The following is a 13,392-nucleotide window of genomic DNA, read 5'->3' as shown; positions in this document are numbered from 1 at the left end:
GTCAACTACCGCGCAATAGTTGACCGGTCGTCTAGTCTCGGGCCGTGGGACGGACCAGTGAGGCGCGGGAAAGGCTGTTGGACGCGGCGTGCGACCTCATGCGGGGTCGCGGGTACGGGGCGATCGGCGTCGCGGAGATCTGCGAGCGGGCCGACGTGCGCAAGGGCAGCTTCTACCACTTCTTCGACTCCAAGCAGACGCTCACTGTCGAGGCGCTGCGCGCCGCGTGGGCCGACGACGGCGCGATGTGGCGGGAAGTGCTCGGCGCGGACAGTGGGCCGTTCCGGCGGTTGAAGCGGTTGGTCGAGGCGCAGGCCGAGGCGCAGCAGCGGAGCAAGCGCGAGGTCGGCGCGGTGCGCGGGTGCCTGTACGGCAACCTCACGCTGGAGTTGGGCAACCAGGACGAGGTCGTGCACGGGTGCCTCAAAGAGATTTTCGACGAACAGGTCGATTTGGTGCACCAAGTGCTGCTCGAAGCCCACGCCGGCGGGGACCTGGTGGCCGAACGCGCCACCCGGGCGTCCGCGCGGGCCGTGCTGGCGCAGGTCGAGGGCATGGTGCTGTTCGCGAAACTCGACAACGACCCGGCGTTGCTGGACGGATTGTGGCCGCAGATCGCGGGACTGCTCGGCGTAGCTTAGGGCAATCGCGTGAATGAACTGTGGAAACCTGCATCCGAATGCATTCATGTGTGAACCATGATCACGCGGGACGCTGGGTCACTCGGTGAAAGCCGGGGCGGATCGATTCGGGGAGGATCGACGAATGTCCCAACCGTCCAAGACTGCGTTCCGAGTGGCGGCGGCCCTGGCCGTCTTGGTGCTGGTCGTTTTCGGTGCCGTCCAGGTGGCGTCGGCGGGTCCCGACGCGCCGGGGGTGGTCCGAACGTCGGAACAGCCGCCACTCAGCGCGTGGGCACAAGAACAGGCGAAACTGGCCGGCGGCCCGCGCACCCAAGCCACTCCGCAGCTCGTCTACGCCGTGGTCGACAACGGTGTTCTGACGAGCCAGAACTTCGGTGCATCCGGGGCGACCAGGGTGGCCGTGGGCACGTACGAGGTGTACTTCGGCAACTTCGCCATCGCGGCGGGGTCGTACGTGGCGACCCTGGGCATCCCCGGCAACGTGGGCTTCGGCCCGCCGGGAGAGGTGACGACCGTGGGCAGAGTGACGACGACGAACGGCCTGTTTGTCCGCACCTACGACTCGACGGGCGTGCTGGCCGACCGAGCGTTCCACGTGCAGGTGGCCTTCTGATCAGCTGAAAAGACAAACCCAAAGCTCATTCCCGGGTGGTCCTCGCGTGCATTGTGGCACGCGAGGATCGCCGTTCTTCCATTTTCCACTCCCCACTCACACTGTCACCCTCCCTCCGCCCCTCTCTTCCCCCCGCGCCACTCCGCCTGCCTGCAAGTAGCGCCAACTCCGCCATCTTGGTCTAACCTGTAGATCCGACTGCGACATCACTTCGCCCAGTCGGACCGCCGTTCATCGGCAAACGTCACACAACCGGGTGATCACCCCGGAAAACTGTACGAAAACACCGTTACAGCTACTCGGTTTGATTTTGGAACCCCGCGAACCACGCACCACCCACTGACCGACCAGACGACCAGACGACACCCACGGAGCCACAACGAACCAGCCCACCCCAAGCCCAACTAGTGCGTTGACCATTTAGGTTCGCCGGGTTGGTCAGGCTGCGTGTGGTCGGCCCCAGCGTTGGTGTCGTTCGCTGCGGATGCGTGCTCGTTCGCGGCGTTGGGCGGCGAGGACGTCGGGGTGGCGTGCGTTGGCGTTGCGCCAACGCAGGTGTTCTTGGAGTCGTCTGGCCAAGACGGTGTGGTTGGGGTGGACGGAGTTGGCGATGACGAAGGTGCGTAGCGGCCCGAACTGCGGCTCGATGGGGTTGGCCCAGGAGGCGTAGGTCGGGGTCAGGCAGACCTCGACGTTGTTGTCGGCCGCCCAGCCGAGGATTCTCGGGGTCTTGTTGGCCGACAGGTTGTCCATGATCACGTAGATCGGTGCGCCGTCGGGTCTGGCCGCCCTGATCGACTTGAGGGCGGCCAGGCTGTGGTCGCCGCCTTTGCGGCGGCTGGTGACGCCCCGGAGCCGGTCGTCGCCGATGGAGTGGCAGCCGTGGAAGTAGCGGATGCCGTGGGTGCGGCGGTAGGTCGCCGGCAGTCGGTCGGGGTGTTTGCGTGGTGTCCAGCCGGAGCCGTGGTGCGGGCGGATCGAGAGTGGTCCGAACTGGTCGAAGGCGAAGCAGCGCTGCGGGAACCTGGTGAGGACCGCGTCGATGCGGTCGAGTTTGGCGTCGAAGGCGGGGTCGTTGGAGGTCTTCCAGGTCCGGGTCCGTTGGAAGCTGATCCCGTGCTCGCGCAGGATCTGGCGCAGTCGTTCCCGGCCGATACGGACCCGGCGATGTGGGTTGCGGTGCAGGTGGGCGGCGAGTTTGCGCAGGCTCCACCGGGTGAAGGGCAGGCCCGCCCTCGCGGGGCGGGCCTTGGCCGTCGCCACGACGAACGCGATGTCGTCGGGGCCGATCAGGCGGGGACGGCCTCCCGCCCAGCTAGGGTCCAGAGCCGCCAGGCCGCGGGCGTTGAAGTCGTGGATCACGTCCCGCACGGTGTCCGGGTCGGCGGCGACCAGCCTGGCGATCGACGGCGCCGGGGTCCCGGACGACGACGCCAGGATGATCACCGCCCGACGCATCCGGATCGTGCCCTGCTTGCCCCGACGCACGTAGTTCAGCAGACGACGGCCCTCGTCCTCGGTTAATCGACGTGCTCTGACCGGCTCGGCCATCGATGCCTCTCACACTCGGCGGCTACTACGTCACCACCGAGCATGAGATCAACCCTGCCACCGGTCGCGGACCTCACGCGGCGTGTCCCCAACCCGGCGAACGTTCGTGGTCAACGCACTAGCCACACCCCCACGACCGCCCCGACCGCCGCCCCCAACCGCACGACCGCCCCCGACCGCCGCCTCCGACCGCCGCCCCTGAACCGCCGCACCTGTGCCCGCCCGCTTGGCCTACGGCCGGCTGGCGGGTGCGGCTGCCAGTTCGGCAGACGTATGGGGCGCGAGCCCGGCGGCCGCCGGAAGGCGAGTCCGTCAGGCGATTCGGGCAGGCGCGTCAAGCTGGCGTGGCGCGTGAAGCCAGCACGTGAAGCCAGCGCGTGGAGTCTGCGCGTGGAGCCGGTGATCAGGACCTCGCCGGCATCGGTCGACTTCCCGCCGCGTGCTCGGGCTGGGACTTCGGGGTGACGCCGGGCTTCCTGGCGCGTCCGGTCGCGTCCGGTCGCGTCCGGTGAGTCAGGTGGGGTCCTGGCGGAAGTGGCCGTGGCGGCCTTCGCCGGCCAGGTAGCGGGAGAGGCCTGGTTCTACTTCGCGTAGGGAGGTCAGGCCGTGGGCCAGTTCGTTGGCCAGGGCCTGGTCTTCGGGGAGGTCGTGCTGTTCCAGGAGGGACAGGCGGTCCTCGCGCAGGCAGGTTTGGGGGAACGCTGCCAGGTCGCGCGCCAAGGTCTCGGCTGCCGCGCGGGATGTTCCGGGTGGGACCACCCGGTTGGCGAGGCCGATCGCGAGGGCTTCCGCCGCGCCTACCGGGCGGCCGGTGAGGATCAGGTCCATTGCGCGGGATTGGCCGATCAGCCTGGGTAGGCGCGCGGACCCGCCGTCGATCAGGGGCACGCCCCAGCGGCGGCAGAAGACGCCGAATGTCGCGTCTTCGTCGGCCACCCGCAGGTCGCACCACAGGGCCAGTTCCAGGCCGCCTGCCACGGCGTGGCCGGACACCGCGGCGATCACCGGCTTCGACAGGCGGAGTCTCGTGGGGCCCATCGGGCCGGAGGGGGACCTCGGGTCGTTGCTGCGGGGCGTGCCCAGCGCTTTGAGGTCCGCGCCGGAGCAGAACGTGCCGCCCTCGCCGTGCAGGACGGCCACCGACAGCGACTCGTCCTCGTCGAACTCGCGGAACACCTCGGTGAGGGTGTGCGCGGTCGGGCCATCCACGGCGTTGCGCACCGCCGGGCGGTTCAGCAGCACCGTGCAGATCGGCCCGGATCGCTCCACGCGCACCGAGCTCACGGGGCCACCCACGACGGACTCATGGCGCCGCCCGAGTCGAGTGCGCTGCCCGAGTCGAGTGCGCTGCCGGGAGTGCGGGCACTGCCAGGGGTGCGGGTGCCGCCAAGGGCGAGTGCGCTGCCCGGATCGGGGGTCACGGGTTCATCCGTATCTGGATCGCAGTCGGCTTCCAGGTCACACCTTGGGCCTCGCCCGTTCGATGATCGCCGCGAAGTCCACGCCGCGCGGCAGGGTACCGAAGGCCGCGCCCCAGTCGCCCGACAGGCGGGACGCGCAGAACGCGTCCGCCACCGCCGGGTGTCCGTGCCGCACCAGCAGGGAACCCTGCAGTGCCAGCGCCATCCGCTCCACCAGCCTCCGCGCCCGGACTTCCAGGTCCTCCACATCGGTCAGCTCAGTCTTCAACGCCGCCACGGCCGCGTCCAGCCGCCGGTCGGCACCACGTGCCGCGTCCAGTTCGGCGAAGAACTGCGCCACCGCCTCCGGTTCACGGGCCATCGCGCGCAGCGCGTCCAGCGCCGCCACGTTGCCCGACCCCTCCCAGATGGACATCAGCGGCGACTCGCGGAACAGCCGGGGCATCCCGGACTCCTCGATGTACCCGTTGCCGCCCAGGCACTCCAGCGCCTCGGCGGCGTGCGCGGGGCCGCGCTTGCACACCCAGTACTTGGTCACCGCGAGCCCCAGCCTGCTGCGGGTGCCGGCCAGCCACAGCGCTGCCGTCGTCGCCGCCTCGGACTCCACGGCCAGGTCCGCGAGGACGTTGCGCATCGCGGGCTGGTCGACCAGGTCCCGCCCGAACGCCGCCCGGTGCGCGGCGTGGTGGGTCGCCTGGGTGAGGCCGTAGCGCATCCCGGACGCGCTGCCCAGCACGCAGTCCAGCCGCGTCGAGTTGACCATCTCGATGATGGTCCGCACACCCCGCCCCGGCTCGCCGACCAGCCAGCCGACCGCGCCGTCGTACTCCAGCTCGGCCGACGCGTTGGACTTGTTGCCCAGCTTGTCCTTGAGGCGCTGGAGGGACATCGCGTTGCGCGACCCGTCCGGCAGGACCCGGGGCAGCACGAAGCAGGACAGTCCTTCCGGTGCCTGCGCCAGGGTGAGGAACAGGTCGGACATCGGCGCGGAGGTGAACCACTTGTGGCCGGTCAGCCGGTGGTGGTCGCCGGCCGGTGTCGCGGTCGTGGTGTTCGCGCGGACGTCCGAGCCGCCCTGCTTCTCGGTCATCGACATGCCCGCGATCAGACCGCGCTTGCCGTCCGGGGCGCGCAGGCCGAAGTCGTAGGTGGTCGACGCGAGCAGCGGTTCGAACCGTTCGGCCAGTTCGGGTGTTTTGCGCAAAGCGGGCACGGACGCGTAGGTCATCGAGATCGGGCAGCCGTGCCCGGCCTCGGCCTGGCTCCACACGTAGAACTTGGCCGCGCGGGCGACGTGCGCGCCGGGCCGCTCGTCGCGCCACGGGGTGGCGTGCAGGCCGCGTCCGACGGCGGTGGTCATCAGTTCGTGCCAGGCGGGGTGGAACTCGACCTCGTCGATCCGGTTGCCGTAACGGTCGTGGGTGTGCAGGACGGGCGGGTTGGCGTTCGCCTGCCGTCCCAGGTGTTGGACGTGCGCCGAGCCCGCTTCGACGCCGAGTTCGTGCAGCTCGGCCTCGGCCCACGCCGCGCCGCCGCGGTGCAGCCCGGCCAGCAGCGCGGGGTCTTCGGCCACGTCGTGGCCTTCCAGCGGGGGGACCTGGTTGGTCACCTGGTGCGTGGCGCGGGTCATGGCCGCCAGGGTACTACCGGACGGTAACTTCTCGGCCGGTCGAATTTGGGGGTGCTGACCAGCGTCGGTCGGCCTAACGTCGATCAGGTGAGCGATCACGGACAAGCGGTGGCCGACCTGCGCGGCCAGTACGCGGCGATCCCGGCGGGCCGGCCCGTCCGGCTCGCCAAGCCGACGTCGAACCTGTTCCGGTTCCGCGCCGACCAACCCGGCGGTCTCGACGTGGCCCGCTTCGACCGAGTGCTCTCGGTCGACGCGTCCACGCGCACCGCCCAGGTCCAGGGCATGACCACCTACGAGCACCTGGTGGACGCCACCCTCCCGCACGGACTGATGCCGCTGGTGGTGCCGCAGCTCAAGACGATCACGCTGGGCGGCGCGATCGCCGGGCTGGGCATCGAGTCCAGCTCGTTCCGCAACGGACTGCCGCACGAGTCGGCGCGCGAGCTGGAAGTGCTGACCGGCGACGGCGAGGTGGTCGTGGTCGGCCCGTCCGACGACCTGTTCCGGGGCTTCCCCAACTCCTACGGCACGCTCGGCTACGCGCTGCGCGCGGAGATCGAGCTGGAGCCGGTCCGGCCGTTCGTGCGGCTGCGGCACGTGCCGTTCGGGTCGGCGGAGGAGCTGGCGGAGGTCGTCGAGGCGGTCTGCGCGGAACGTTCCTACCAGGGCGAGCCGGTGGACTTCATCGACGGCACGGTGTTCTCCGGGCACGAGCAGTACCTGACGCTGGCCGACTGGGCGGACAGCGCGCCCTACCGCTCGGACTACACCGGGCGCAACATCTACTACCGGTCGATCCAGGCCCGGCGGACCGACTACCTGACCGTGCGCGACTACCTGTGGCGCTGGGACACCGACTGGTTCTGGTGCTCGCGGGCGTTCGGCGCGCAGCACCCGGTGGTGCGCCGCCTGTGGCCCAAGCGGTACCTGCGGTCGGACGTCTACCACAAGATCGTGGCGTGGGACCGGCGCAGCGGGTTCAGCGCCAAGCTGAGCAAGGCCGTGCAGGAACCGGTGATCCAGGACGTCGAGATCCCGGTGGCGAAACTGGCCGAGTTCCTGGACTTCTTCCACCGCGAGATCGGCATCGAGCCGGTCTGGCTGTGCCCGATCCGGCTGCGCGACCGGGTGGGCTGGCCGCTGTACCCGATGGACCCGGACGCGCTGTACGTCAACGTCGGCTTCTGGTCCACTGTAGACCTGCGGCCGGACGAGGAGCTGGGCAGCCGCAACCGGTTGATCGAGGACAAGGTGACCGAGCTGGGCGGGCACAAGTCGCTGTACTCGGACTCCTACTACGGGGAGGAGGACTTCTGGGCGAAGTACGACGGCGCGACCTACCGCGAGCTCAAGCAGCGGTTCGACGCCGACGCCCGGCTCCCCGATCTGTACGCCAAGTGTGTTCTCCGCAGGTGAATGGAGGGTCCATGCGGTTGGCCGAGGTGTTCCAGCGGGCGGTCGGCGGCGACGCGTCCGTGGGGTTCAGCGCATACGACGGCAGCCGGGCGGGTTCGGCCGACGCGGACGTGCGCATCGAGGTGAGATCGCCGGAAGCGCTGTCCTATCTGGCGTCCGCGCCGGGTGAGCTGGGTTTGGCGCGGGCGTACGTGACCGGCAATCTGGAGATCATCGGGGACGTGTACGGCGCGCTGGTGCACCTGTCCGCGCTGTCGCTGCGCGAAGTGCCGTGGCTGCAACGGATCGAGCTGCTGGGCCAGCTGGGCAGGCAGCGGCTCAACGCGAGGGTGGAGATCCCACCGCAGGAGCGCAGGCTGCACGGCCTGCGGCACTCCAAGGCACGGGACCGCGAGGCCATCGCGCACCACTACGACGTGTCCAATGCTTTCTACGAGTGGGTTCTGGGGCCGTCGATGGCCTACACCTGCGCGGTGTACCCGACCGCGACGTCCACCCTGGAGCAGGCGCAGTTCGCCAAGCACGACCTGGTGGCCCGCAAACTGGGGCTGGAGCCCGGGATGCGGCTGCTCGACGTCGGCTGCGGGTGGGGCGGGATGGTGATGCACGCCGCGCGCGAGTACGGCGTGAAGGCGCTGGGTGTCACGCTGTCGCGCAACCAGGCGGAGTGGGCGCAGAAGGCGATCGTCGACGCGGGCCTGTCGGAGCTGGCCGAGGTCCGGTACCTGGACTACCGCGACGTCCGGGAGAACGGTTTCGACGCGGTCAGCTCGATCGGCCTCACCGAGCACATCGGCAAGGCCAAGCTGCCCGCCTACTTCCGCTCCCTGTACCGGAAGCTGCGGCCCGGCGGCCGGATGCTCAACCACTGCATCACCCGGCCGGACAACCGGCAGCGGGCGCGCACCGGCGGGTTCATCAACCGGTACGTGTTCCCGGACGGCGAGCTGGTCGGGCCCGGTCACCTCGTGTCGTTGATGCACGACACCGGGTTCGAGGTGCGGCACGAGGAGAACATCCGGGAGCACTACGCGCTGACGCTGGCCGCGTGGGGGCGCAACCTGGACGAGCACTGGGACGAGGCGGTGGCCGAGGTCGGCGCGGCCCGCGCGCGGGTGTGGCGGCTGTACCTGGCGGCGTCGAGGCTGGGGTTCGAGCGGAACAACATCCAGCTGCACCAGGTGCTGGGGGTGAAGCTGGACGGCACGTCGTCCGGCATGCCGCTGCGCCCCGACTGGAACTGAGGGTCACGTGCGGCGGCCGGCCTCCGGGCCCGCCGCCGCACCCACAGCGCGCTATCGGTCTAGGTGAGGGACGTGCGGAACCGGACCCAGGCGGCGGGGCGCAGGCGGAGGACGTGACCGGCGGGATTTTTCGAGTCCCGGACACCGGCCCCGCTCCCGGTGAGCCGCACTTCGACGCAGTTGTCGTTGCCCGCGGTGCTGTAGCTGCTCTTGACCCAGCCAGTGTCCGTCACATCGCCTCCAGTGCCGCTTCGAGTCGCGAACGCGACCTGGTTCGCCGCATGGCTCGACGGTCCGGTCGGTCTAGGTGAGGGACGTGCGGAACCGGACCCAGGCGGCGGGGCGCAGGCGGAGGGTGTGCCGGTGAGGGTCTTTGGAGTCCCGTACGCCCGCCCCGTGCCCGGTCAGCCGGACTTCCACGCAGTTGTCGTTGCCGGGCGAGCTGTAGCTGCTCTTGAACCAGCCTGTGTCGATCATGTCGCCTCCAGCGCCGCTTCGAGTCGCGAACGCGATTCTTCCGCACTGAAGGCCAGTTCTTGAAGCCGCCGAAAGCACCGTGCGATCGCCTCGGTGTCGGCCGGCTCGTCCAGATAGGTGGACGGACCGTAGGCCGCGGTGAGCAGGCCGACCCTCGGGGTGCGCGCGGCGAACTCGAGCAGGACCAGTGCGCCGGTCGGGCACGGGTTGGCCGGGTGGCGCGAATCCAGCAGCAGCAACGTGGTGTGGGGGCGCGCAGCCGCTCGGAGCAGGTGTTCGATCTGCCGCCGCATGACCTGGTCGCCGCCGTACCGGGTGAGCAGGGCGTCATCGGTGAAGATGAACAGGAGCGGCTTGTCCTCTGGAAGCTTCTGGCGTTCGAGCCGGAACGCCACGCGGTTGGCCCGCTCCTGGTACGAGGTCTCCCACCACACCCCGTCGCCGGCGACCATCTGGGCCTCGGTGTACTCCGGGATCTGGAGCAGGCCGGGAATGACCCCTCGGTCGTAGTACGAGATGACGTTCGCAGCGGCTTCCAGATCGGCGATTCGGCTGTTGGCGCCGGGTAGCAGGTCGACGTAGGCGCGCTTCGGTTGGCGTTTACGGGCTTCCACGCCCATGGCGAGGATCCTCTTGCGGTCCTGCGTGCTCGCGCCGTAGTGGGTGAGCAGTTGGCCCAGGGTGGCTGCGGTGAGGGTGGCGCGGCCGTCCTCGACCTTGATCAACTGGCTGCGGTCCTTGCCGATCGAGCCGGCCGCGTCGTCCAGCGTCTTGCCCGCCGCTTGGCGCAGCCGCCGCAGCTCGCTGCCGAGCAACCGTCGCGGCATGGTCTGCACGGCCTGGCCCACAACGACCTCCCGGTGGAATCACCCGACTGAGTAGCTGCGCAACTCTCACGTGAGCCCTTAACCTCTCTCACGTTCGACAATTGCTCCGTACAGCCTAGTGGAGGTCGTGTCATGGCAGTCGAAACGCCCGCAGTCTCGGTCCTGGCCTCGGTGGTCATCGCCGAGGGCACCACCGTCCGGACCCGCACCGACCTCGACGACCGGGAGCTCTACGTCGTGTTCGACGGCGACCCGGGCACGTTCGACCTCACCATGACCCGGGACGTGGCCGCCGCGTGCGTCGCCCAGTTCACCGAAGCCCTCAGTCAGCCACCCACCCCTTGAACACTTCGGGCCACTGGCCGGGACCGGGAAAATCCCGGTGTTCGGCAGTGGCCCGTGAGGTCCGCACCCATCACGTCAGCTGGTCGGCGATCTGCTTGGCCTGGTTGGCCGGGATCGCGAAGCCGATGCCGACGCTGCCCGCCGACCCGCTGTCCGACGCGGGCGAGTAGATCGCCGAGTTGATGCCGACCACCTGACCCGCCGCGTTGATCAGCGGTCCGCCCGAGTTGCCCGGGTTGATCGACGCGTCGGTCTGGATCGCCTGGTAGTTCACCGGTGTCGAGCGCCGCGTCTCGCCCGGCACGGTGACCTTCCGGTCCAGTGCGCTGACGATCCCCGACGTGACCGTGCCCTGCAAGCCCTCCGGCGATCCGATCGCCACGACCTGGTCGCCGATCTTCACGCCGTCCGAGTCCGCGAACGCGGCCGGCGTCAACCCGCTCACGCCCTGCGCCTGCACGACCGCCAGGTCGCTGGTCGGGTCGGTCCCGAGGACCTTCGCGTCGACCGTCCGGCCGTCGTCCAACGTCACCGACACCTGCTGCGCGCCCGACACCACGTGGTTGTTGGTCAGGATCCGCCCGTCGGCCGACAGCACGACGCCCGAGCCGATGCCCTGCCCCTGCGCCGTCGCCACGTTCACCTGGACCACGCTGGGCAGCACCTTCGCCGCGATCGCGCTGACGTCCACAGTGGACTGGTTAGACGTCTGCAACGCCACTGACGCGCCGGCCGTGCCGACCGTCGGGTCCGGCGCGTTCATCGCGCCCACCACGCCGCCGGTGACGCCGCCGAACAGCGCGGCGATCAGCGCCGCCGACGTCACCACCGTGCCGGTCCGCCGCCAGAACGGCTTGGGCGCGGGCGCTGCCGGCTGCGGCCGGTGACCGAGAGGACCGAGGGGGCCGACGCTGTGCGGGGCCTGGTGCAGGGAGCCGCTCATCGCGGGGAAGTCCGGTGTCATGCGTCCAGCAAAGCCGTGCAGGCTAGGAACAACCTGAGCGTCCGCCTAGGACTTGCCAAGAAGCCCGCGGACCTCGTCGGCGGTGAGCGGCGACGCGCCGAACAGCGGCCCCTGCGCGCCGGTCACCCCCAGCTCGCGCAGCCGCCGCGCCTCGAACGGCGTGCCGACGCCCGCCGCGTACAGCGGGACGTCCAGCGTGCGCGCCCAGCCCAGCAACGCCACCGCGGCGCTCTCGTCGGCCGGGTTCGCGCCCTCCGCCAACCCGTGGACCGGCGAGCCCTGGAACTTCACGCCGTGCAGCGGGATGCGTCGCAGCCGGTCCGGCGGGACGTTGCCGCCGCCGAGCTGGTCCAGCACGAACCGGACCCCGTGCTCGGCGAGGATGCCCAGCTCCTCCGCCTGGTCCTCGGTGATCAGCGCGGGCAGCCGCTCGCCCAGCTCGAACCGCAGCAGGGCCGCGGGCAGGTCGCTCTCGCGCAGGACCCGCCGCACCTCGGCGACCAGCTCCGGCTCCTGGCACTGCCGCGCCGTCAGGTCCATGGTCAGCACCGGCGCGGCCGGGCCGAACTCGGCGAACCAGGCACCCGCCTGCCGGCACGCCTGCTCCATCGCCCACCGGCCCAGCCGCACCGCCATCCCGGTGCACGCCGACAGCGTCGCCAGCGCGTGCGGGTCGAGCAGCCCGTGCTCGGGGTGGTCCCAGCCGAGCCTGGCCTCGACGGCGATCAGCGACCGGTCGGCCAGGGCGTAGACGGGCTCGTAGTCGACCCGGAAGTCGCCCTGCTCCAGCCCGCCCGAGATGGACGCCGCGAGCACCAGCTGCGAGCGGGTGCGGCGGTCGCGGTCCGGGTCGTAGAGCGCCCACTGCGCCTTGCCGTCGTCCTTCGCCCACCGCAGCGTCACGTCCGCGCAGCGCAGCAGGTCGGCGGCGTCCGCGCCGCGCGCCGGGCGCGCCACGATGCCGACGCTGGCCGTCACGCCGATCCCGTTCTCCCCCACCCACACCGGTTCGGCGAGCCGGTCCACGGCCTCCTCGACCAGCGCGATGACCGTCGGCGTGTCCGCCGGGTCGCGCAGCAGCACGCCGAACTCGTCCGGCCCGATCCGGGCCACCTGCCCGACCCCGTCGAACACCTCGCGCAGGTGCCCGGCCACGGCGGTCAGCACCCGGTTGCCCACCTCGTGCCCGAAGGCGTCGTTGACCACCCGGAACCCGTCGACGTCGAACACCGCGAGCGCCACCGAGTCCGGCCCCTTGGCGCCGACCGCGCCCTCCAGCCAGCCCAGGAACTGGGCCCGGTTGGCCAGGCCGGTCTGCACGTCGTTGAGGCTCTGCCGGACCAGCTGGGACTGCAGCGCGCGCACCTCGTCCAAGCTCTCGATCATGGTCACGTGGTAGGCGGGCGCGCCCGCGTCGTCGCGCACCAGCGAGACCGCGATGAACACCGGGACGGTCTCGCCGTCGCTGCGCACCAGGCGCAGCTCGGCCCGCACGTTCTCGTGCGTGCCGGCCGCCAGCGCGCCGGTGATCCCGGTCACCGCCGCGCGGTCGTCGGGGTGCACCAGCTCGCGGGCGGTCCGCTCGGTCAGCTCGTCGGCGGTGTAGTCGAGCATCGCCAGCAGGGCGTCGTTGAAGTCCAGGATCTCGCTGTCCATGCCGGTCAGCGCTATCGCCACGGCGTTGGTGCGGAACACGGCGTGGAGCTTGGCCTCGCTGACCCGCAGGGCCGCCTCGGCCTTGCGCAGCGTGCGCACCGACGCCGACCTGGTCGGCTCCTGCTGGTCCAGCGTGTGCGCGCGCAGGGCGTCGCTGTAGCCGGCGGCGATGCCGCCGATCACGGTCATCAGCCGGCCGGTGCGCTCGGCGGGCAGGCCGAAGTGGGCCAGCAGGTGCTCGCCGAGGAACGCCAGCGAGCGCTCCAGCGTGGTGGCCGAGTCGAGGTCGAACTCGGCCAGCGAGCGGCCGACCTGCTGCACGGACGCCGCCGGGTACGGGTCGTGGCGGACGGCCGCGTGCAGCCGCCCGGAGTGCTCGGCGAGCAGGTCGACCAGCCGGGGCCCGGCGGACCGGGCGGTCTCGCCGAGGGCGGACGCCCAGCGCCGGGCGAACTCGTCGCGGGCGAGCGCGAACGCCCCGAGTTCACCGCCTGCCGCGGTGTCTGCGTGGTCGACCATCTTCATTCAGCTCTACAGGGCCATTCCGACGTGCGCATTCATCATCCGCTGTCACTCGAATGGATGCATTGACGGTCCGCTG

13 protein-coding genes are annotated in these 13,392 nt (G+C 70.6%); 5 read left to right on the top strand and 8 right to left on the bottom strand.

Annotated elements, in window-relative coordinates:
- The first annotated feature begins 44 nt into the window (after positions 1–44).
- The gene (locus BN6_RS36190; RefSeq protein WP_015104828.1) at positions 45–641 is read left to right on the top strand and encodes a TetR/AcrR family transcriptional regulator; all 597 of its coding nucleotides are present in this window, start codon (positions 45–47) and stop codon (positions 639–641) included.
- A 124-nt stretch (positions 642–765) separates the two neighbouring features.
- Entirely contained in the window at positions 766–1,257 is a 492-nt protein-coding gene (locus tag BN6_RS36185; RefSeq protein WP_015104827.1) for a hypothetical protein, read from the top strand.
- Positions 1,258–1,695: 438 nt separating this feature from the next.
- Here BN6_RS36185 and BN6_RS36180 read toward each other — a convergent pair whose 3' ends face one another.
- The 3 genes from BN6_RS36180 to BN6_RS36170 form a co-directional block, all read right to left on the bottom strand.
- Positions 1,696–2,808: an IS630 family transposase gene (locus BN6_RS36180; protein WP_015104826.1), complete on the bottom strand. Its 1,113-nt coding sequence runs from the start codon at positions 2,806–2,808 to the stop codon at positions 1,696–1,698.
- Between the two features lie 513 nt (positions 2,809–3,321).
- Positions 3,322–4,092, bottom strand: a complete 771-nt coding sequence (locus tag BN6_RS36175; protein WP_015104825.1) for a crotonase/enoyl-CoA hydratase family protein — start codon at positions 4,090–4,092, stop codon at positions 3,322–3,324.
- 174 nt (positions 4,093–4,266) lie between these two features.
- The gene (locus tag BN6_RS36170) at positions 4,267–5,859 is read right to left on the bottom strand and encodes an acyl-CoA dehydrogenase family protein (RefSeq protein ID WP_015104824.1); all 1,593 of its coding nucleotides are present in this window, start codon (positions 5,857–5,859) and stop codon (positions 4,267–4,269) included.
- An 87-nt stretch (positions 5,860–5,946) separates the two neighbouring features.
- On the opposite strand from BN6_RS36170, the gene BN6_RS36165 reads away from it, so the two are divergent.
- Positions 5,947–7,278 carry an FAD-binding oxidoreductase gene (locus tag BN6_RS36165; RefSeq protein WP_231904838.1) on the top strand — a complete coding sequence of 444 codons (1,332 nt, stop codon included), beginning with the start codon at positions 5,947–5,949 and terminating at the stop codon, positions 7,276–7,278.
- Between the two features lie 11 nt (positions 7,279–7,289).
- Positions 7,290–8,522, top strand: coding sequence for an SAM-dependent methyltransferase (locus BN6_RS36160; RefSeq protein WP_015104822.1), 1,233 nt, complete (start codon positions 7,290–7,292; stop codon positions 8,520–8,522).
- Positions 8,523–8,581: 59 nt separating this feature from the next.
- On the opposite strand, the gene BN6_RS43080 is transcribed toward BN6_RS36160, so the two are convergent.
- The 3 genes from BN6_RS43080 to BN6_RS36155 all read right to left on the bottom strand — a co-directional run bounded on the left by BN6_RS43080 (position 8,582) and on the right by BN6_RS36155 (position 9,847).
- The gene (locus BN6_RS43080) at positions 8,582–8,755 is read right to left on the bottom strand and encodes a DUF397 domain-containing protein (protein WP_015104821.1); all 174 of its coding nucleotides are present in this window, start codon (positions 8,753–8,755) and stop codon (positions 8,582–8,584) included.
- A gap of 70 nt (positions 8,756–8,825) precedes the next feature.
- Positions 8,826–8,999, bottom strand: a complete 174-nt coding sequence (locus BN6_RS50090; protein WP_015104820.1) for a DUF397 domain-containing protein — start codon at positions 8,997–8,999, stop codon at positions 8,826–8,828.
- On the bottom strand, positions 8,996–9,847 hold the full coding sequence (locus BN6_RS36155; protein WP_015104819.1) for a Scr1 family TA system antitoxin-like transcriptional regulator: 852 nt from the start codon (positions 9,845–9,847) through the stop codon (positions 8,996–8,998). Before BN6_RS36155 ends, BN6_RS50090 begins: the two co-directional genes overlap by 4 nt.
- A 111-nt stretch (positions 9,848–9,958) precedes the next feature.
- Here BN6_RS36155 and BN6_RS36150 point away from each other — a divergent pair, with 111 nt between their 5' ends.
- Complete coding sequence (locus BN6_RS36150) at positions 9,959–10,171, top strand: hypothetical protein (protein ID WP_015104818.1); 213 nt, start codon at positions 9,959–9,961, stop codon at positions 10,169–10,171.
- Positions 10,172–10,241: 70 nt separating this feature from the next.
- On the opposite strand, the gene BN6_RS36145 is transcribed toward BN6_RS36150, so the two are convergent.
- A complete protein-coding gene (locus tag BN6_RS36145) occupies positions 10,242–11,135 on the bottom strand; it encodes a S1C family serine protease (protein ID WP_015104817.1) in 894 nt (297 codons plus the stop codon).
- Positions 11,136–11,180: 45 nt separating this feature from the next.
- Positions 11,181–13,310 carry a putative bifunctional diguanylate cyclase/phosphodiesterase gene (locus tag BN6_RS36140; RefSeq protein WP_158509478.1) on the bottom strand — a complete coding sequence of 710 codons (2,130 nt, stop codon included), beginning with the start codon at positions 13,308–13,310 and terminating at the stop codon, positions 11,181–11,183.
- Positions 13,311–13,392 lie beyond the last annotated feature (82 nt).

Origin of the sequence: Saccharothrix espanaensis DSM 44229 (assembly GCF_000328705.1) — a bacterium.
GTDB classification, from domain to species: Bacteria; Actinomycetota; Actinomycetes; order Mycobacteriales; family Pseudonocardiaceae; genus Actinosynnema; species Actinosynnema espanaense.
The sequence above is the reverse complement of the archived record's forward strand: the minus strand, read 5'-3'. Positions and strand labels throughout refer to the sequence as shown.